The organism is Aeromonas sp. Prich7-2, from assembly GCF_017939255.1.
Lineage (GTDB): Bacteria > Pseudomonadota > Gammaproteobacteria > Enterobacterales > Aeromonadaceae > Aeromonas > Aeromonas caviae.
On sequence record NZ_JAGKRI010000017.1, the window covers coordinates 13,159 to 32,364 of the forward strand.

Genomic DNA, 19,206 nt, shown 5'->3' on the forward strand with positions numbered 1-19,206 from the left:
AGCATCTGTTGCTTACACACAATAATGTGTGTTTTTCCGATCCCTCTCGCCATTTGTTCGGTATCATCCTGCTTTCTGTTCATGGATGAGGCCGCACCCTGTGATGACCCCTTTTAGCTATTCTTCTCCCCAAATCACGATGCAGAACACCTCCCTCGCCGAGGTAATGGCAGGGCCGACTGCCGTCAAACTCCTGCTCATTGCCGACTCAGCGCGCGATACCCTGCTGGCGACGCCTCCCTTTGCCGCCGTGGCAACCCAGATAGCCCTGGGTCAGAAGGCCCCCTATTCCCTTGACGACAGTCAGGGGCTGCAACGGGTGATCTTCATGGATGCCCGCCTGGTCCTGGATCATCGGCTCTACAAGCAGGTGCGCAGCTGGGTGGGCTCGCTGGCGGGCCTCAAGGCGACGCACCTGGCGCTCCATCTGGAGGGCTTTGACGATGAGCATCGCGCGCAACTGGCAAGGGTGGTGCTCGCCTGCCTGCTCGCCGCCGATGTGACCCTGCCGACCCAGAAACGGAGTGAGGCGACAAGACCGGGTTATCAGCAGTTGCAACTTTCCCCCCCTTGCGAGCTGGACATGGCCCGCCTGAGCGCAGAAGCCGAAGGCAACGGTCTGGCTCGCCACCTGGCAGTGCTGCCCGCCTCCGAGCTTGACGCCCAAGGCTACCGGGCTTTTGTGCAGCAACTGGCGCAGCAGGAGGGGTGGCAGTGGCAGGAGTTTGACGAGGCGGCCCTCGCCACCCTGGGCGCCGGCGCCTTCCTGGCGGTGGCCAGGGGCTCGGCAAACGGTCAGGCCGCCATCGTCAGGCTCAGCTACTGCCCGGCCAACCCGGTGCGCCGCCTCGCGCTGGTGGGCAAGGGGATCTGTCACGACTCCGGTGGCTACAACCTGAAAGTCGGTGGCAGCATGTATGGCATGCACCTGGACATGGGGGGCAGCGCGGTGGCCCTTGGCACGCTGCTGGCCATCAGCCGGGCGAAACTCCCCGTTGAGGTGCACTGCTGGCTCGCCATCGCCGAGAACCACATCGGCCCGCAGGCCTTCCGGCCCGGTGAGGTGGTGACCGCCCTCAACGGCACCACCATCGAAGTGGTGGACACCGATGCCGAGGGTCGCATGGTACTGGCGGATGCCCTGACCCTGGCGGCCGGGGACAACCCCGACTTGCTGATCGACTACGCCACCCTGACTGGCGCCTGCAAACGGGCGCTCGGCAGCCGTTACAGCGGTGCCTTCTCCAACCGCCCCGAGTGGCTCACCACTCTGATAGCGCTGGGCCAGCAGAGCGGGGAGCGAGTCTGGCCCTTCCCCCTGGACGAGGATTACGATGACAACCTCGATAGCGAGTGGGCCGATCTGTTACAGTGCGCGCCGGGCGCCTCCCCGGATCACATCGATGCCGCCCGTTTTCTCACGCGCTTCGTGCCCGCCGAGCTTCCCTGGTTGCACCTCGACCTGAGTGGTTTTCGCAACAAGGGGGGCAATGGCGTGGTGGGCAGCGAGGTAACCGGCTTTGGTGTCAGGTTGACCCTGACCCTGCTCGACAGCCCTCTGGGGATGGGGGCGCCCGACGCATGACAACGTGGCCAAGCACAATCAATAAGGACAAGCGTGAAACAAGCAAGCTATGACTGGGTGCTGTTCGATCTGGACGAAACCCTGCTCGATTTTCCGGTCGCCAGGGCGCTGGAGCGGACCCTGCAGATCTACGGCGTGGCGCCGACTCCCCCCAAGATGGCGGAGTACCATGCCCTCAACCAGCGGCTCTGGCAGCAGTACAACTCAGGGGAGATTGACGCCACCCACCTGCAGCAGACCCGTTTTTCGCTCTTTGCCGAGCAGGTCAACGTGGCGCCCATGGCGATGAACGAGACCTTCCTGCAGCAGATCATCGCCCTGAGCGTGCCGCTGGAGGGGGTGGAGGAGACCCTGCAGGCCCTGAAGAGCAAGGTCAGAATGGGGATCATCACCAACGGCTTCAGCCTGCCCCAGCGCGGGCGCCTCGACAAACTGGGCTGGAACAGCTGGTTTGAGCCTCTCGTTATCTCTGACGAGGTGCAGGTGACCAAGCCGGCGGCGGCCATCTTCCAGCATGCCTTGGCGCAGATGGGTCAGCCGAGCCCGGCGCGGGTGTTGATGGTGGGGGACAATCCCAAGACCGACATCGCCGGTGCCGCCGCCCAGGGGCTTGCCACCTGCTGGTACAACCCGGGACGGGAGACAGGCCCGTGCGAGGCGACCCACGAGATCCACCACTTCGCCCATCTCTGCGCGATCGTGCTGGGAGAGTAGGTCCCCTATGCCCGCAAGGATGTAAAAAAACAAGGCAGCCCATGGGCTGCCTTGTTTGCATCCGGCGTCTGCTAGCGGCCGAGGCGGGCGAGCAGCCAGGCCTCCAGCAAGGCCACTCCGGGGGCCAGCACGGCTTCGTCGAAGTCGAACTCCGGATGATGGTGGGGGGCCGCGAGGTTGGCTCCCAGGATGAGATAGGCGGCTTCGCCGCCGTGCTGCTGTACCCGCTCGATGAGGAAACCGGCATCCTCGCTGGCCCCGAAGCGGCGGGTGTGGATGGTATCAAGGGAATTCCCCTGTGCGAGAGGCACGATTTCCTCGATGAGGGCTGGGCTGTTCTCGATGCCGATCGCTTCCCCCTGTTTGCGGATGTGGTAGGTCGCGCCCTGCATCAGGGCCGCCCCCTCCACAATCTGCTGCACCTGATTGAACATGTAGTCGTTGAGGGCCGGCGTCGCGCCACGGGTCTCCCCCATCAGGCGGGCATGGCCCGGGATGACGTTGCGTCCACTGCCGCCGTTGAGCTGCCCCACGTTGATGCGGGTCATGCCATCCCGATGGCGGGGAATGCCGAGCATGGCGGTGGTGGCCATGCAGGCCGCCGCCAGGGCATTGTGGCCTGCGTTGGGCTCGAGCCCCGCATGGGCGGCTTGCCCCATGAACTCCACGTCGAATTTGGTTGAACAGAGAAACTCGGTGGGGTTGACCACCAGCTCACCGCTGCTCGCGTGAATGCCGATGTGCAGTGCCAGCAGAGCGTCCACGTCGTCGAGCTGCCCCCCTGCCGCCAGCGCCTTGCCGCCTCGGCAGCCCTCTTCAGCCGGCTGGAAGAAGAGCTTGATGCGGCCAGTGAGGCGATCGGCGAGGGCCGCGATCCGCTCGGCCAGCACCAGCCCGATGGCGGTGTGACCATCGTGGGCACAGGCGTGCATCCAGCCCGGGTTGGCGGAGTGCCAGCCTCCCTGGCCGGGCAGGTGTGACACCTCCTGGCTCTCTTCGACCTCCACCGCATCGATATCGAAGCGAAACGCCAGGGTGGGGCCGGGGCGCCCGCTCTCCCAGAGTCCCATCACGCCGGTGAGTGCGTCGATCCGCGTCAGCCACTCCGGATGCGCCCCCTGGTACAGGGCACGGGCCTTCTGGGCCTCGACGTCTATTTCCCGTCCCATGATGAGGGTGCTGGTGAGCAGTTGATCCCCCAGCATGATGGAGAAACCGAGTTCAGTGAGGTGTTGGGCTATGAGGGTGGTGGTGCGAAATTCACACCAGGCGGCTTCGGGGTGACGATGAAGGTCGCGGCGCCAGTGGCGCAAGGCATCCTGAGTCATGGTGGTTCCTGCGTAGCAAATCCAGCGGCCATTGTGACGGGCAGGGGGACAAGAGTAAATCCCGCAGGGGGAGATGCGACAAGGGGAGCCCGGGCTCCCCTTGAAAGATGGCATGGATGTCGACGAGGTCGTTTTGTGTGCGCAGATAGCGCTCAATGATGGCTTGGCATCATCCTTTGCCAGGGCGCGTCAAAAACCCATGTTGCAGTCTGTTTTTTGAACCGCCCCTCTGGGGCAGAGGTGGCAGATGGCTGATTGGCCTACTTAGAGCTGTGCCAGCGACGGCATGGAGACGGCAACCAGAGTGAAAAACACGGTGAAAACGGCGGTAACTACGAACTCTTTCATGATTTTATCTCCCTTGGTTGGCTCATGATGGAACCAAGATACCACAACAGAACGATAAAACAACGAAAAATGTAATTATGAGGCAGAAATGGTTTGGTGGTGGAATGCGGCTGCATTTTTCCAAGTTTAAGGGCGTTTTTTGTCCTGTGAAGGGTTTTATGGTGATGCCAGTGAAAGTGGATGCATATAAAGCCTTTAAATACATTGAGTTATGTTATTTTTATGACGCTCTCTTTGGTGGTTCCGATTGGAGTTTTTGTGGTGATCTCCATTTTTCAGCAGCAAAATGGCCTGCGGGATGCGCAGATTGATGTCGCCATAGGGAGGTTGGTGGCTGCTAGCCAGGTTTTGTCATCCCATGTCATGTTTTCTCACGACTTGTGCCCTAACCTCAGTCTGCAAGGCTGTTGCCAGCCAGGGTTATCCGATGAAGCCTCAATTTTCTGCTCATCCCAAACAGGCTGGGTGCAAAAAGAGTACGGAAAAACGACAAAAGGGCCGTCAAAGGAGCATGGAAGGGAAGGGGTAAGGCGGGAAAATGGGGGTTTGACCTTCATGGGGCCTTGGGTGGCCGGAAGCCCCGTTTTTCGCTGTTTTCTTGGGGGGCGAGCCACCGGGCCCGCGCGCAGGGGAAGCGGGAGAGATCGTCGGCCCACCCGGGTGGCTATATGGCGCCAGTGTGATGGGATGAAGGGCAGGTGAGGCCTGGCGCAGGGCCGTGGCTCTGCGGCACCAAGACCTTTATCCAGACCCGTCGCGAACAAGGTGAGCAAGCAGAAAAGCGGGGGAAAGAAGTAAAGGAGAAGGTCGTGGGGTCAGAGGCTCAGGGCCGCCGGGCAAGGGGTAAGACATGGCGACAGTGGCCAGTGGATAGCCGGGCCCCCGCAGAGGGAGGAGGGGGTGAGGAGCCCGCATAAAAAAACCCTCCAGAGGAGGGTTTTTTGTCAGACCACAGCCTTTAGAACAGGGTGGTGGAGAGATCGTACAGCTCCTGGTTGAACGGGCGCTTCAGGTTCTCGATGCAGTCGATGATGTCGTGGTGCACCATCTCGTTGCCCTGAATGCCGACGCAGCGGCCACCCTGGCCCGCCAGCAGTTGCTCGACGGCGAAGGCACCCATGCGGCTGGACATGATACGGTCACGGGCAGTGGGAGAACCGCCACGCTGGATGTGACCCAGGATGGTGGCGCGGGTTTCGCGGCCGGTCATGGCCTCGATGTCTTTTGCCAGGGCGTTCACGTCGGTGACGTGCTCGCAGATGGTGATGATGGCGTGCTTCTTGCCCTTGGCTTCCCCTTCCTTGATCTGTTGCAGCAGCTTCTCCTTGTCGAAGGCCACTTCCGGCACGATCACGTACTCGGCACCACCGGCAACGGCGGCAGACATGGCCAGATCGCCGCAGTGGCGGCCCATGATCTCGACCACGGAGATGCGGTGGTGGGAGCTGCAGGTGTCGCGCAGGCGGTCGATGGCGTCCACGACCACGTTCAGGGCGGTATCAAAGCCGATGGTGAAGTCGGTACCGGCGATATCGTTGTCGATGGTGCCCGGCAGGCCGATGCAGGGGAAGCCCTCCTCGGTCAGCTTCTTGGCACCCATGTAGGAGCCGTCGCCGCCGATGACCACCAGGGCGTCGATGCCGTGTTTCTTCAGGTTTTCGACCGCTTCGGCACGGACTTTCGGATCCTTGAAGGCGGGGAAACGGGCGGAGCCCAGGAAGGTACCGCCACGGTTCACGACGTCGGAGACGCTGTGACGCTCGAGCTTGACGATACGGTCCTGGTGCAGACCGAGGTAGCCATCATAGATGCCGTAAACTTCCAGGCCATGATGCAGACCGGCGCGCACCACGGCGCGGATGGCTGCGTTCATACCCGGTGCGTCACCACCACTGGTCAAAACACCAATACGTTTGATTTGTTTGGTCATGAGTGCCTCTGGATCTGAGTTGTCGAAAATCAAGATTCTGAAAAATACGGCTGGCCGCTTTTACTATATCGGCTTTCCTATGGCGAGAGGGTCCATAGGAAAGCGATATGCAAAGAGGGGCGGGGCCCCTCTTTGCTTGGCGCTTACTTGGCGGCGCCAGCGATGATCTGGGAGAAGTCGTCCACTTTCAGGGACGCGCCACCCACCAGGCCACCGTCGATGTCCGGCTGGCCGAACAGGTCGGCAGCGGTGGCGCCAGTCACGGAGCCGCCGTACAGGATCTGTACCTTGGCAGCCACGGCTGCATCAAAACCGGCCAGGTATTGACGGATGTGAGCATGCACGGATTGTGCGATCTCCGGGGTGGCGGTCTTGCCGGTGCCGATGGCCCATACCGGCTCGTAAGCGATGACGGCGTTCTCGAAGGAGGCGATGCCGCAGCGATCGATCACGGCCTTGAGCTGGGTCTCGACCACCTGGTTGGTGGTACCGGCTTCGAACTGGGCCAGGGTTTCACCGATGCACAGCACGGGGATCAGGCCGCCCTTCTGAATGGCTTCGTACTTGGCAGCCACCACGTCGTCGGTCTCTGCGTGCAGGGTACGACGCTCGCTGTGACCGACCAGGGAGTAGGTGCAGCCGAAGGCTTTGAGCATGGAGGGGGCGTTTTCGCCGGTGAAGGCGCCGGACTCGTGAACGTCGGCGTTCTGGGCACCGTAGGCGATCTTGCTGCCGGCGGTCAGCTGTTCAACCAGACCCAAAAAGATAACCGGCGGGCAGACGGCCACTTGCACGGAAGGATGAGCGGCAGCGGCCGGGGTCAGTCCTTTGATCAGGGCTTCTACAGAAGCCTTGGTGCCGTTCAGTTTCCAGTTACCCATTACCAGGTGCTGTCTCATCTTCTATATCTCCTAGGCATTTGATTGCGCAACATTATATGAATTGAACCGAGCCCAAGATAGCTGACCCGGCGGCAAATGACGTAATTTTTTTTCGCTTTCCTGATCCAAATCAGGAATGCAAGGCGCGATTGCTCACTCGGTGACCTGCCCACGCAAACGGGCCCACCATACCCCAATCCACTCGTGAATGGCAGCCTCGGAATACATCAGATAACGCCCTTTGGGGAGGTAGCTGTAGAGGGGTTGTGGCTCCTGACTCTGCTTGGCGGTGTAATCGGTGGGAGCCGGCACCGCATCGAGTCCCTGACTGCGATAGAGAGCCATGGCCCGGGGCAGGTGGGTGGCCGAACTCACCAGCGCCACCCGCTTGCCGTTGAGGTGGGCGGCGATGCTGACCGCCTCGTCATGGGTGTCTTTGTTGTTTTCAAACAACGTCATGCGCGCACGCGGGATGCCAAGGCTGGCCGCCATGCGGGCGTTGACCTCGGCGTTCGACAGGGGATCCCCGGCCACGGCACCGGAGAAGACCAGCTCGGCCTCTGGATAGGCCAGGGCCAGGCGAACCCCTTCCAGGGTGCGCGCCAGGGAGATGTTGTTTTGCCAGGCGCGCTCTGGGATGGCCGGATCGCTCACATGACCGTTGCCCAGCACGACGATGGCCTGGATGTCAGGATGCTGGCTCACCTCGAAGGGGGGATAGGTCTGCTCCAGGCTGCGGGCCAGCTCGTAGCTCACCGGCCGCGTCCCCATCAGGGCGATGATCACCAAGGAAAGGGTCGCCAGCAGCCTGCCGCTTTTTTGAAAGCGGGTGAACCAGAGCAGCACGAGCGCCAGCACCAACAAGGAGAGAGAGAAGGGGAGCGGCATCAGCAGATGGCCCAGCCATTTCTTGATGACAAAGAAGTTGAGCTCGAACACGACAGACACGTCCTTGAGTTTTCAGCAAATTCGGGATGTGACAGAATACCCCTCTTTTTTCCTGTGGCCCAATCCTGTGTGGTTCCTCCTGCGGCCCTCATGGCGGGGCGGTCGAAGATGAGTGTGTCTTGAAGCAAGATCAGAGTTTTGACGGGCGCGCGGACAAGTTCGCTCGCAACATTTACGACTCCACCAAGGGGCGCATTCGCACCACCATTGTCTGGAGTGACATCGAAGCCTGCCTGGCGCGCCTGGGCAACCGGCCGCTGCGCATCCTGGATGCCGGCGGCGGCTTTGGCTACTTCGCCCAGAAACTGGCGGCCATGGGCCATCAGGTGGAGCTGTGCGATTTGTCGGCAGAAATGCTGGATCTGGCCCGGGAGCAGATCGCCCAGAAGGGGTTGGAAGACAGAATTCGTCTCATCCATTGCCCCATTCAGGATCTCAAGCACCAGGTGACCGGCACCTTCGATCTGGTGCTCTGTCACGCGGTACTGGAGTGGCTCGCCGAGCCGCGCCAGACCTTGCTGGGTCTGTTCCCTTTCGTCAAGGCAGGGGGCATACTGTCGCTGCTTTTTTACAATCGTCACGGCCTCCTGTTCCAGAGCCTGGTGGTGGGTAATTTCGACTATGTGCGCCTGGGCCTTCGCAAGAAACGCCAGACAGCCCTGACTCCCACCAATCCCCAGTTGCCGGAGCAGGTCTATGACTGGATAGGCCGGGGGGGATTGCGAATCATCGGCAAGACCGGGGTGCGCGTCATCCACGACTACATGCGCCACAAGCAGGATCAGGTCGAGAAGTTCGAGGACCTGCTGGCCATGGAGCAGCAATATTGCCGCCAGGAGCCCTTTGTTTCCCTGGGGCGCTACATCCATGTGATGGCCCAGAAACCGGCCGGTTGAGACACACCGGGGTGAATACGATGCGGGATCCAGCCGCCGGGGCGCCACCGACCCCGGCCTATATCACCACGGCGGGCGAAGACCTGCCGACTATAACAACGAGATGATAACGTCATGATGAGTACATCCCGTACCCTGCCAGAGACGGTGGGATGGGTCAGACAGGAGGGGTTGGCGCTGAACCTCCCCACCGACAGGCTGGCCTTTCTGATAGCGATCAAGACGCTCTCCGAGGACGAGTCTGATCTCTCTGAGGCCGCGCTGCACGATGCCTTTGGCTATGTCAGCAGTGCCTTCGGCCAGATGGACGAGACCCTCACCGGTCGCGCCAACAACGCCATCAACGATCTCATTCGTCAGCAACTGCTGTCGCGTTTCACCACCGACATGGTGGCGGGGGAGAGCCTCTACCGCCTGTCGCGCCTTGGCATGAGCATCGTCGATTTCTTCATGGATCAGCGCCAGGTGGACTCCATCAAGCTCTCCATCCTGCTCGAGCACCTGGCGGCCGAGCTCGACACCGCCCGCAAGGCGGCGCTCGAGACCAACACCCGGGAGCAGTGGGACGCCGAGGTGCTGCCGCGTCTCTCCTTCTCCCTGGAAGAGACGCTCGGGCGCATCGATCTCACCCAGCGCGCCATGGACGAGCAGCAAAACCAGGTCAAGAGCGAGATCGCGGCCCTGCTGACCCAGAACTGGGTCGATGCCATCCACAGCTGCGAGAAGCTCCTGCACGAGACCGGCCAGACCCTGCGCGAGTTGCAGGACACCCTGGACGCCGCCGGCCACCGCCTGCAGGCGGGGCTGCTCAACATTCAGGAAGCGGCCCAGGGGCGCGATGATCTGTTCCACGTCGAGGAGCTGACCCACGCCCTGCAGGGGCGTCTGGATGTCATCACCGCCTGGGGCCAGCAGTGCATCGAGCTCTGGTCCCGTTATGACAGGCACGTCCACAAGTTCATCCGCAACGCCATCGACATGGACAAGAACCGCGCCTTCAGCCAGCGGCTGCGGGAATCCATCCGCAACTTCGAGCAGCACAGCTGGTTGTTGCGGGTGGCCGAAGAGCCCCGTTTGCTGGAGCTGCGGGATGAAACCATCGCCATCCACGACGAGGAGGTGACCGGCGAGGTGCCCCTCGAGATGGAGTACGTAGAGATGGTGGACATCAACCAGGAGCTGGCGGAGCGCATCGAGCGCTACCTGGCCCGCTATCCGGAGCAGGGAGATCGGCTGGATCTTGCCGACGTGCTGCGGGAATACCTGCTGGACTACCCGGCCCATGCCCACTTCGACGTGGCGCGCCTCCTGATCGATCAGGCCGTGCGTCTCGGCCATGCCAGCGGTGAGCGCGAGCACCACCGCCAACCCGCATGGAAACCCATCAACCAAGCTGGATCCAAGGTTCAGGCCTATGTCATCGATCAATACTGAATTCCCCTTGCCCCTGCGCCTCGCAGAGGCCATCGCCAACCCCTTGTTTCCGCGCATCGACACCGCCCTGCGCTCCGGTCGCCACATCAGTGCCGACGAATTCGAGCAGCACTCTGCCCTGGTGGAGTACCACCAGGAGCTGGAGATCTTCTACGGCCGCTATCAGGTGGAACTCATCAAGGCGCCGGAAGGCTTCTTCTACCTGCGTCCGCGCCCGAGCGCCGACATCGGTACAACAGTGTTATCTGAGCTCGATATGCTGGTGGGCAAGGTGCTCTGCTACCTGTTCCTGAGCCCGGACAGGCTCGCCTCTGAAGGGGTGTTCGCCATGGGAGAGCTGCAAGAAGAGGTGCTGAGTCTGGCGGACGAGAAGCAACTGCTGCGCATGGTCAACAGCCGCTCCGGCGGCACGGATCTGGACAAGAAGAAGCTCCTCGAGAAAATCCGCACCTCCATGCGTCGCCTCAAGCGCCTCGGGATGATCACCCCCCTTGGCAACAGCGACAAATTCCGGGTCAACGAGTCCGTGTTCCGCTTCGCCGCCGATGTGCGCTCCGACGAGGATCCCCGCGCGGTGCAACTGCGGATGATCCAGGAAGGGGAGGCCATTTTCCACGACGACGAGATGCCGAGCAGCGATTCCCTGTTCGAGGATATCGAAGAGGATCTGGACGAAGAGCAGCTGGAGCTGGAGGTGGAAGATGATCTGCAACGTTAATGTGCCGGCACTGATGGTGTCTGCCGGTTTGATGGAGAGTGTGGCGTGAGAGGCAAATTCAAATCCCTGACCATGGTCAACTGGAACGGCTTCTTTGCCCGCACCTTCGATCTCGACCAGCTGGTCACGACCCTGTCCGGCGGTAACGGCGCGGGCAAGTCCACCACCATGGCGGCCTTTATCGCGGCCCTCATTCCCGACCAGTCACTGCTCCATTTCCGTAACACCACGGAGGCGGGCTCCTCCAGCGCGTCCCGCGACAAGGGGCTCTACGGCAAGCTGCAGCGTGGCCACTGCTATTCGCTGCTGGAAGTGATGAACAGCCGCGAGCAGCGGATCTGGGTCGGTGTGCACCTCGAACAGGTGGCCAACCGTGACAACAAGGTCAACATCACTCCGTTCGCCCTGGTGGATGTGCCCGAACACCTGGCGCCCACGGATCTGCTGCTGGAGAAGCTCGACGACGGCAAGGGTCGGGTACGTGCCTTCGCTGATCTGAAGGGGGCGGCAGCGGAGCTCGGCGCCATCAAGGTCGCCAAGTTCAATACGGTGACCGATTATCACAACTTCATGTTCGAGTTCGGCATCACCCCGAAGAAACTGCGGGATCAAAAGGATCGCGGCAAGTTCTATCGCCTGATCGAAGCTTCCCTCTACGGCGGTATCTCGTCTTCCATCAGCCGCTCCTTGCGTGAATACCTGCTGCCGGAGAACTCCGGGGTACGCAAGGCGTTCCAGGACATGGAGGCGGCCATCTACGAGAACCGCCGCACCCTGGAAGCCATCAAGGAGACCCAAGGTCAGCGGGATCTCTTCAAGAACCTGATCACCGAGACCACCCACTATGTGGCCGCGGAGTATGTGCGGGGCGCCGCCGAGAAGAGCCGTCTCTCCGAGCTGGCCCTCAAGGCACGCTCTGAGCTCGCCGGCAAACGCCGTCTGCTGGCCGAGGAGAAGCAGCGCGCCATCTATCTGGCGGACGAGGTGGATCAGCTCACCAACCGCGAGAAGCTCCTGACCGACGAGCTGGAGTCCGCCGCCGAGCACCTGGCCAAGGTGATGGCGGCCGTGGCCCTGCAAAAGAAGATTGCCCTCTATCGCGCCGATCTGGCGGAGCTCAACGACAAGCTCGAGCAGCAGCAGGCGGTGGTGGAAGAGATCCACGGCCAGTTGCTGGAAGTGGAGGAGCGCAAGGAGCTGGCCCAGGCAGAGGTGGACAGCCTCAAGACCCAGCTGGCCGACTACCAGCAGGCGCTCGATATCCAGCAGACCCGCGCCATCCAGTACCGTCAGGCGGTGCAGGCCCTGGAAAACGCCCGCGAGCAGTGCGAACTGCCGGGGCTCGAGCCTGCGCAGGCGAGCGACACCCTGCACCAGTTCCGCGCAGCCGAGCAGAGCCTCACCAGCCGGGTGCTGGGGGCCGAGCAGCAGCTGGCGCTGGCCAAGGCGGCGGTGGCCGAACACGAAGCGGCGCTGACGCTGCTGCTCAGCATCGCACCCGAGACAGTGCGCGAGGCTGCCTGGCCCACCGCGCAGGCGCTGCTCAAGCGCCACATCGAAGACAAGGCCCGCATTGCCCAGGGGCAGGGTCTGCGCGCCGCGCTGGCTCGCCTCGAGAAAGAGAGCGAAAGCCAGAAGACGCTCTTGCGGCTGCGAGACGAGCTGGCCCAGGCGTCTGGTCAGCACATTGCTAGCCAGGACGAGCTGGAGATCTTCCTCGAAGCCCAGCGCACCCGCCAGGAGGAGCTCTCCGAGCAGCAGGCAGAGGCCAATCAGCGCCGCGCCAGCCTCGAGCATCAGGGTACTCAGCTGGGTCGCGATATCGCGGAGCTGACCAAGCTGGCCCCGCGCTGGCTCAAATCCTTTGAAAAACTCGAGCAACTGCGCGAGCAGAGTGGCTTGGCCTTGGCCACCGCCGAAGAACTCTCTTCCGGCATGCAGAGCGTGCTCGACAAGGAGCGGGAGTTCGAGCAGGAGAGCAACCGCATTCAGGGCCAGAAACAGGCGCTGGAGATGCAAATTCGCAACCTGCAGCTGGGTGCCGGCGAGGCGGATCCGCGTCTTGCCCGCATCGCCGAGCAGGTGGGGGGCGTGCTGCTCTCGGACGTCTATGACGACATCTCCATCGATGATGCCCCTTACTACTCCGCGCTCTACGGCCCGGCTCGCAGCGCCCTGGTGGTGCTCGACCTCGAAGGCGCCATCGAGCGGCTGAAAAAGCTGGAAGATTGCCCGGAAGATATCTACCTCATCCAGGGCAACCCCGACTCCTTTGACGAGGATCTGGTGGAAGCTGATGAGCTGGGGGACGCCGTGCTGGTGCGCACCAGCAAACGTCAGGTGCGCTTCTCCCGCTACCCCGAGCTGCCGCTGTTTGGCCGCGCCGCCCGGGAAAAACGGATCGAGCAGCTCGATCTTGAGCGGGAAAACCTCATCGAGGGCTACGCCAAGGCCGCCTTCGAGCAGCAGAAGTACCACCGTCTCTACGGCCACTTCCGCGACTTTATCGGCCAGCATCTGGATATCGCCTTCCGCCCGGACCCCGAAGCCGAGGTGCAGGCCAAGCAGCACGAGCAGCGCAAGCTGCAAGAAACCATCGCCGAGTGCGACAAGCAGCTGAGTGATGCCAAAGCCGCCGCCGCCCAGCTGACCCGCCATATCCAGCTGGTGCAGGGGATGCTGCCCTTTGCCCACCTGTTTGCCGAGGCAGACCTGGCGGCCCGCCTCGAGGCGGCTCACGCCGATGTGGAGGCCCTTAAAACAGCCGAAGCCTTTATCGCCAGGCACGGCAAGGCGCTGGAAAAACTGGAAACCATGGTGCAGGTGCTGCGCCAGGATCCCCAGGATCTGGCGGCCCTGCAGGCGGCCTTTGACGAGGTGAGCGACCTGCTGGCCGAGCAGAAGCGCCGTTGCTACGCCCTCGATCAGCTGGTGGCCCGTTTGCCGCACTTTGCCTATCAGGATGCGCAAGATCTGCTGGGCAAGGCCTCCGAGATGAGCGAGCGACTCAAAGAGAAGCTCAAGGCGGCAGAGCTTGCCGCCCGCACCGCCGGTGAGCAGCACAAGCAGATCACCCAGCGCCACACCGAGGCGCTGCAACTGCGCACGGCGCTCGATTCCAGCGCCTCGGCCAAGGGGCAGACCCTGGCGGAGTTCGAGCAGGAGCTGGCGGCCATGGGGCTGACCCTGTCGGATGACATGGAAGAGAAGGCCCGTGCCCACAAGAAAGAGATTGAAGAGCTGCTTATCCGCACCCGGACCCGCCGCACCAGCGCCGAGGCCCAGTTGCAGGTGTGCAAGCGCGAAATCGAGTCCCTTGGCGGTCGTCTCAAGCTCGAAGGCAAGGATTACTACAGCGCCCGCAAATCCCTGGTGGGTCACAAGGCGAGCTGGTCGCGGGTGGTGCGTCTGGCACGGGAGACCGACGTCGAGAAGCGTCTGAACAAGCGCGAGCTGGCGTACCTCGACAGCGACGAGCTGCGCTCCATGTCGGACAAGGCCCTCGGCGCCCTGCGGGTGGCGGTGGCCCACGACGAGGCCCTGCGCGATGCGCTGCGTCTGTCGGAAGGCAACCGCAGCACCGAGCAGAAGGTCGCCTTCTATGTGCAGGTCTACCGTTACCTGAAAGATCGCATCCGCAACGACATCATCCGCTCGGACGATCCGGTGGAAGCCATCGAGGAGATGGAGATCGAGCTGGCGCGCCTCGCCGACGAGCTCAAGCAGCGGGAAACCCATCTGTCCCTCTCCTCCCACGAGGTGGCGGCCAAGATCACCAACATCATCCGCCGGGAGCAGAACCGCATCCGGGTATTGAACCAGGGCCTGCAGAACATCGCCTTCGGTCTGGTGCGCGGGGTGCGTCTCAACGTCAATATCCGCGAGGCCCACACTCGCCTCCTGACCGCACTCGCCGATCAGAGCGCCATGCACAACGATCTTTTCGCCGACAAGGAGCTCAGCTTCTCCGAGGCCATGGCCAAGCTCTTCCAGCGTCTCAACCCGCAGGTGGAGCAGGGGGAGCGCAACTATCAGGTGATGGGGGACGTGCTGCTCGACTATCGCAACTACCTGGAGCTGGAGATCGAGGTGCAGCGCGGGGCTGACGGCTGGCTGCGGGCCGAGAGCGGCGCCCTCTCCACCGGCGAGGCGATCGGCACCGGTCAGGCCATCCTCTTGATGGTGCTCATCAGCTGGGAGGAGGAGTCCCGCCGTCTGCGCGGCAAGGACATCGCTCCCTGCCGCCTGTTGTTCCTGGACGAAGCGGCACGGCTTGATGGCAAATCCATCGCCACCCTGTTCGAGCTGTGCGAGCGGCAGGACATGCAGCTCCTCATCGCGGCGCCGGAGAACATCAGCCCCGAGAAGGGCACCACCTACAAGCTCATCCGCAAGGTGCAGGGCAAGCACGAGCATGTGCATGTAGTGGGGCTGCGCGGCTTTGGCTTCGCCGACGACAAGCTCATCGCCTGACATCTTCCCCTGACAGGGGCTGACGGAGCGATACGCAAAACGGGAGGCTTGGGCCTCCCGTTTTCCATGGGAAATGTGAGAGAGTAGGCCCCTGTTAACGGAAGCCTGACTGGCGATGCTGGTCGCTCTGTCCCATCGAGGAAGCAACGCATGACGACGCGACAAAAAGGGCTGCTGGCCTCTCTGTGCCTGCTGCTGGCCGCCTGCAGCAGCCACCCTGATGCAGGCAGTGCGGGCAACTGGCGAGGCTATACCCAGACGGGGCTTGCCTCCTATTACGCCGATCGCTACCACAACAAGCGCACCGCCAGCGGGGAGCCTTACCAGCGCCACGCCAACACCGCCGCCCACATGACACTGCCCTTTGGCGCCCTGGTGAGGGTCACCAACCTCGCCAACGACAAGAGCGTGGTGGTGCGGGTCAACGACAGGGGCAATTTCCCCCGAGGGCGCATCATCGATCTCTCCAGGGCGGCGTTCAGCGCCATCGGCAATCCCCGATCCGGGCTTATCAAGGTCAGGATTGAGGTGCTCTAGTCACCGGGTCTGCATGTGCCGGTGCCCCTCCATACCCGGGCCGCTGGAAGAGGGCATTTCCCGGTGATCGCGGGCCATCTTCTTCATTCCATTGGTGAGGTCGCCAACGCGACTTCCCATTTTCCGGTGTGCCATTAAGATAGCCAAACGAAAAACAGGGTGTCTTTGCCATCTGGCGGCAACCGGGCATGGCATGGTGTGTGAGACACCCTTTCAACCCCCTGCCCATGTTTCGCCGCTAAGGCGCAGGCTATAAAGAGAGACGTCATTCACTGGGAGGATCAGAACATGGCTGACAAGCGTGCCATTCAGGCAACGGCCATCCCCGAGCACAAGGCAAAGTCCCTCTATCCGGAGCCCTTTGCCTCCCTGGTCAAGCACCGCACCCGGCGCAGGCTGGGGGATCATTTCGGCCTTGCCAATTTCGGGGTCAACCTGACGACCCTGGCACCGGGGGCCATCTCGGCGCTCAAGCACCATCACGGCCTGCAGGACGAGTTCGTCTATGTGCTCTCGGGCAATCCCACCCTGCGCCACGGGGAGGAGGAGTACCGGATGTCGCCGGGGGAGTGCATCGGCTTCAAGGGGGGCAGCGGCCTGGCCCACCAGTTGCTCAACCACGGTGAGGTGGACGCCGTCTATCTCGAGGTGGGGGACAGGCTGCCAGGGGACACCGTCGACTATCCCGACGACGATCTGGCCCTGGTACAGGGTGCCGATGGCGCCTGGTCAGCCAGACACAAGGATGGCACCCCCTACTAGGGTGCCTCTTCGGGCAATGAGAGAGACCTCCATGGTGTTCAGCCCCTTTTCTGCTGTCAGGGCAGAGGATTTTCTGCCGCTGCTCAACGACGAGACGCTGCGAAAGCACCTGATCCCTCACCCGCTTTTCGATGTGGCCGGGGTGCGCGACTGGATGGCGTACAAGCTGGGAGTCGACGCCCGGCCAGGTTGCCGCGTGCGCGCCATCTTCCTCGACGGCACCCTGGCGGGGTGGTGCGGTATCCAGCCCGATGACGAGGGGGTGGAGCTTGCCATCGTGCTCGCCAAGGCCGGCTGGGGAAGCGGCGTGGCGATTTTCAACGAGATGATGGGGTGGGCGAGGGAGCTTGGCCATCGGACGATACTCTTTCACTTGCTGGATACCCGCCCGCCTTATCTGTCCCTCGCCAGACGGGCCATCTGGGTGAGGAAAACGCGCCTGGGCGAACACCCTTTCACCACCTATTGCCTTGACGTTGAGCGCTGGTCTGCAGGCCCTTAGCCTGGACCAGGGGGCCGCAAGCCGTGCCGCCTCCTGGCGGGTCCCGTTGCCACCCTTTGCGCCATGATCCCTCCCGCTCGTTTGTTCCTCCGTGCACGGCGTGGTTATCCACCCCGTTGAACACAGTGTTCATTCTGCCCCCCTATATGGCCCCCACCGTCCTGCCTACACTGGGCAACGTCTGATGGGGGAGCATCCGGCAGTATAAATCGCTGTCCAGGTTGCACTCTCTGGCGTGTTGACGATGTACAACGGAGAAAACTGGATGAAAAAAGAGACAGACAAACTGGTATCGATCGCAGTGCTCAAGGCCCGTGACGGCATGGGAGAGCGCCTTCGCGATGCCCTGCTTACCTTGATTGACCCCACTCGCCAGGAGCCGGGCAACCTCGATTACGTGCTGTTCGAGTTGAAGGATGAACCCGGCACCTTCTACATGCGGGAAGCCTTCGTGAGTCAGGCCGCCCTGGATGCCCACTGTGAGACCGCGTATTTCCAGGCTTTCGCTCGCCAGGCGGACGAACTGCTGGCCGAACCCCTTCGGCTTGTCTTCATGGAAGAAGTGAGCCCCTGATCCTTGCCGCAGAGCCCGATGGTCCCCTCATCGGGCTTTTTGCCTTCAGCCTCGCTCCCGGCAATCGCATCTACCTGCTCGGCTGTGTGGCCATGGCCCTGAACCCCATCCTGATCAAGCGCTGCTACCGGGGGAGTCCTTCCTCCACCTGACCGGCTGGACCCTCATCTGCGCCACTGTGCTGCTCACCGGCATGCTGACCGGGGAGACAGTACACTGGGAACAGGTAGGCTGGGGGGTAGAAGGTGTGCTGCTGACCATGGTGCTCCTGCCCCTTCATGCTGGCAAACGGGGGGCTGTCTGAGGGGCCGCCTGTGGCCCTGATCAACCAGGGAGTGCGTCATGAGAAGAACCCTGATCCTGGTACGCCATGGCAAGTCGAGCTGGGAAGACGCGTCTTTGTCTGACCGCGCTCGTCCGCTGGCTGCGCGCGGGCTGCGCGATGCGCCCCTGATGGGGGCTCGTCTGGCGCACCTTGGGGTGAAGCCCGATCTCATCCTCTCGAGCCCCGCCTGCCGGGCCCTGACGACCGCCCGGCTGCTTGCCGGGGAGCTGGGTTATTCCCCGGACCGCATCGTCATCGACGAGGGCCTCTACGAGAGCGATGCCGGGACCCTTCTCGGGGTGGTGGGGGAGCTTTCAGATGATCTCGCCTGCGTACTGCTGGTGGGTCATGATCCTGCCTTCACCGACCTGGCTCATGGCTTTTCCTCCGGTATCACTCGCATGCCGACCTGTGCCGTCGCCCGCTTCATCTTCGACGCCCCCTCCTGGTCGGCGCTCCCGTCCTGCTCGCCGGTGGTGGCCGTGCTGGACTTCCCGAAGAAGAGGTAGGGGGGCGTCGGTTGCAGGCATGCAGAAACGACAAGGGGAGCCGCGGCTCCCCTTGTCGTGATGGTGACGGGGTCATTTGGCCGCGATGGGCCCCTTGGTGCCCGCATCGTTGTCGACCCAGCCATCTTCTCCCTTGAGGCGGCGATCCCCCTGGATGGTGTAGATGACCATGCCCTCCTTGAACACCAGGGCGCCGTCGGATTTCCTGGTACTGACCTGCTTGTCGTTGACCCACACCTGATCCTTGTCATCGATGCGGATGTTCGCGACCGTGGCGCCCGTCTCGGGGAAGGTGGCGACCCCGTTGCCGGCGTAGGGGCTGGCGCTGGCCGCTGCGGGGGCGGCGCCAAATCCGGCGGCGGCGTTCTCGGCCTTGCTCTTGTTGATGTCACAGCCGCTGAGCTCGCTCACCTGGGTACAGCCTGAGCGCTCCAGCTTCTGCTCATAGCTCATGTTCAATCCGCCGTCGGCGGCCGGGGCGGCGGTGCCAAATCCTGCCTTGGCGTTTTCCGCCTTGCTCTTGTGAATATCGCAGCCCTGGGCTTCGGTCACCTGGGTGCAGCCGGAGCGTTCCAGCTGTTCGGCGTATTTGTGGTTGTTGACATCCTCCCCCACCTTAGCGCTTCGCGTCACAGGAGGGGGATTCCCATTACTGGGTGATAGCTGCTCGCGCAGTACCGGGTTCCTGCTTCATCGGGCGGCCTGATTGCACCACGCCTCCACAGGCTAAAACGGCGTGTCC

17 protein-coding genes are annotated in these 19,206 nt (G+C 62.6%); 12 read left to right on the forward strand and 5 right to left on the reverse strand.

What is annotated here, in order from left to right:
* The first annotated feature begins 100 nt into the window (after nucleotides 1-100).
* Nucleotides 101-1,585: a leucyl aminopeptidase family protein gene (locus J9892_RS04510; protein WP_210538017.1), complete on the forward strand. Its 1,485-nt coding sequence runs from the start codon at nucleotides 101-103 to the stop codon at nucleotides 1,583-1,585.
* A gap of 33 nt (nucleotides 1,586-1,618) precedes the next feature.
* Nucleotides 1,619-2,299 (forward strand): pyrimidine 5'-nucleotidase, encoded by a 681-nt coding sequence (yjjG, locus tag J9892_RS04515; RefSeq protein ID WP_010674855.1) that lies wholly within the window; start codon nucleotides 1,619-1,621, stop codon nucleotides 2,297-2,299.
* A 71-nt stretch (nucleotides 2,300-2,370) separates the two neighbouring features.
* On the opposite strand, the gene J9892_RS04520 is transcribed toward yjjG, so the two are convergent.
* Nucleotides 2,371-3,627 (reverse strand): amidohydrolase, encoded by a 1,257-nt coding sequence (locus tag J9892_RS04520; RefSeq protein WP_210538018.1) that lies wholly within the window; start codon nucleotides 3,625-3,627, stop codon nucleotides 2,371-2,373.
* Nucleotides 3,628-4,052: 425 nt separating this feature from the next.
* Here J9892_RS04520 and J9892_RS04525 point away from each other — a divergent pair, with 425 nt between their 5' ends.
* Nucleotides 4,053-4,286 (forward strand): hypothetical protein, encoded by a 234-nt coding sequence (locus tag J9892_RS04525; RefSeq protein WP_210538019.1) that lies wholly within the window; start codon nucleotides 4,053-4,055, stop codon nucleotides 4,284-4,286.
* 647 nt (nucleotides 4,287-4,933) lie between these two features.
* Here the strand turns inward: J9892_RS04525 and pfkA are convergent.
* The 3 genes from pfkA to elyC all read right to left on the reverse strand — a co-directional run bounded on the left by pfkA (nucleotide 4,934) and on the right by elyC (nucleotide 7,725).
* Nucleotides 4,934-5,905, reverse strand: coding sequence for a 6-phosphofructokinase (gene pfkA, locus J9892_RS04530; RefSeq protein ID WP_010674852.1), 972 nt, complete (start codon nucleotides 5,903-5,905; stop codon nucleotides 4,934-4,936).
* A gap of 143 nt (nucleotides 5,906-6,048) precedes the next feature.
* On the reverse strand, nucleotides 6,049-6,804 hold the full coding sequence (gene tpiA, locus J9892_RS04535) for a triose-phosphate isomerase (RefSeq protein WP_029314576.1): 756 nt from the start codon (nucleotides 6,802-6,804) through the stop codon (nucleotides 6,049-6,051).
* 135 nt (nucleotides 6,805-6,939) lie between these two features.
* Nucleotides 6,940-7,725, reverse strand: a complete 786-nt coding sequence (gene elyC / locus J9892_RS04540) for an envelope biogenesis factor ElyC (protein ID WP_042863923.1) — start codon at nucleotides 7,723-7,725, stop codon at nucleotides 6,940-6,942.
* Nucleotides 7,726-7,853: 128 nt separating this feature from the next.
* On the opposite strand from elyC, the gene cmoM reads away from it, so the two are divergent.
* The 9 genes from cmoM (at nucleotide 7,854) to J9892_RS04585 (ending at nucleotide 18,464) form a co-directional block, all read left to right on the forward strand.
* Nucleotides 7,854-8,630, forward strand: a complete 777-nt coding sequence (gene cmoM / locus J9892_RS04545) for a tRNA uridine 5-oxyacetic acid(34) methyltransferase CmoM (protein WP_039040723.1) — start codon at nucleotides 7,854-7,856, stop codon at nucleotides 8,628-8,630.
* A gap of 114 nt (nucleotides 8,631-8,744) precedes the next feature.
* Complete coding sequence (mukF, locus tag J9892_RS04550; protein ID WP_039040724.1) at nucleotides 8,745-10,064, forward strand: chromosome partition protein MukF; 1,320 nt, start codon at nucleotides 8,745-8,747, stop codon at nucleotides 10,062-10,064.
* Complete coding sequence (gene mukE / locus J9892_RS04555) at nucleotides 10,045-10,782, forward strand: chromosome partition protein MukE (RefSeq protein ID WP_029314572.1); 738 nt, start codon at nucleotides 10,045-10,047, stop codon at nucleotides 10,780-10,782. Before mukF ends, mukE begins: the two co-directional genes overlap by 20 nt.
* A 45-nt stretch (nucleotides 10,783-10,827) precedes the next feature.
* Nucleotides 10,828-15,255, forward strand: coding sequence for a chromosome partition protein MukB (mukB, locus tag J9892_RS04560; RefSeq protein ID WP_104452958.1), 4,428 nt, complete (start codon nucleotides 10,828-10,830; stop codon nucleotides 15,253-15,255).
* A 150-nt stretch (nucleotides 15,256-15,405) separates the two neighbouring features.
* Complete coding sequence (locus J9892_RS04565; protein WP_052816256.1) at nucleotides 15,406-15,792, forward strand: septal ring lytic transglycosylase RlpA family protein; 387 nt, start codon at nucleotides 15,406-15,408, stop codon at nucleotides 15,790-15,792.
* Nucleotides 15,793-16,080: 288 nt separating this feature from the next.
* Nucleotides 16,081-16,554 (forward strand): cupin domain-containing protein, encoded by a 474-nt coding sequence (locus J9892_RS04570; RefSeq protein WP_052816254.1) that lies wholly within the window; start codon nucleotides 16,081-16,083, stop codon nucleotides 16,552-16,554.
* A 16-nt stretch (nucleotides 16,555-16,570) separates the two neighbouring features.
* Nucleotides 16,571-17,056 (forward strand): GNAT family N-acetyltransferase, encoded by a 486-nt coding sequence (locus tag J9892_RS04575; RefSeq protein ID WP_049636016.1) that lies wholly within the window; start codon nucleotides 16,571-16,573, stop codon nucleotides 17,054-17,056.
* A gap of 265 nt (nucleotides 17,057-17,321) precedes the next feature.
* Complete coding sequence (locus J9892_RS04580; protein WP_042879252.1) at nucleotides 17,322-17,630, forward strand: putative quinol monooxygenase; 309 nt, start codon at nucleotides 17,322-17,324, stop codon at nucleotides 17,628-17,630.
* 342 nt (nucleotides 17,631-17,972) lie between these two features.
* Nucleotides 17,973-18,464, forward strand: a complete 492-nt coding sequence (locus J9892_RS04585) for a histidine phosphatase family protein (protein WP_200164167.1) — start codon at nucleotides 17,973-17,975, stop codon at nucleotides 18,462-18,464.
* Nucleotides 18,465-18,536: 72 nt separating this feature from the next.
* Here J9892_RS04585 and J9892_RS04590 read toward each other — a convergent pair whose 3' ends face one another.
* Nucleotides 18,537-19,097: a hypothetical protein gene (locus J9892_RS04590; RefSeq protein ID WP_080988556.1), complete on the reverse strand. Its 561-nt coding sequence runs from the start codon at nucleotides 19,095-19,097 to the stop codon at nucleotides 18,537-18,539.
* Nucleotides 19,098-19,206 lie beyond the last annotated feature (109 nt).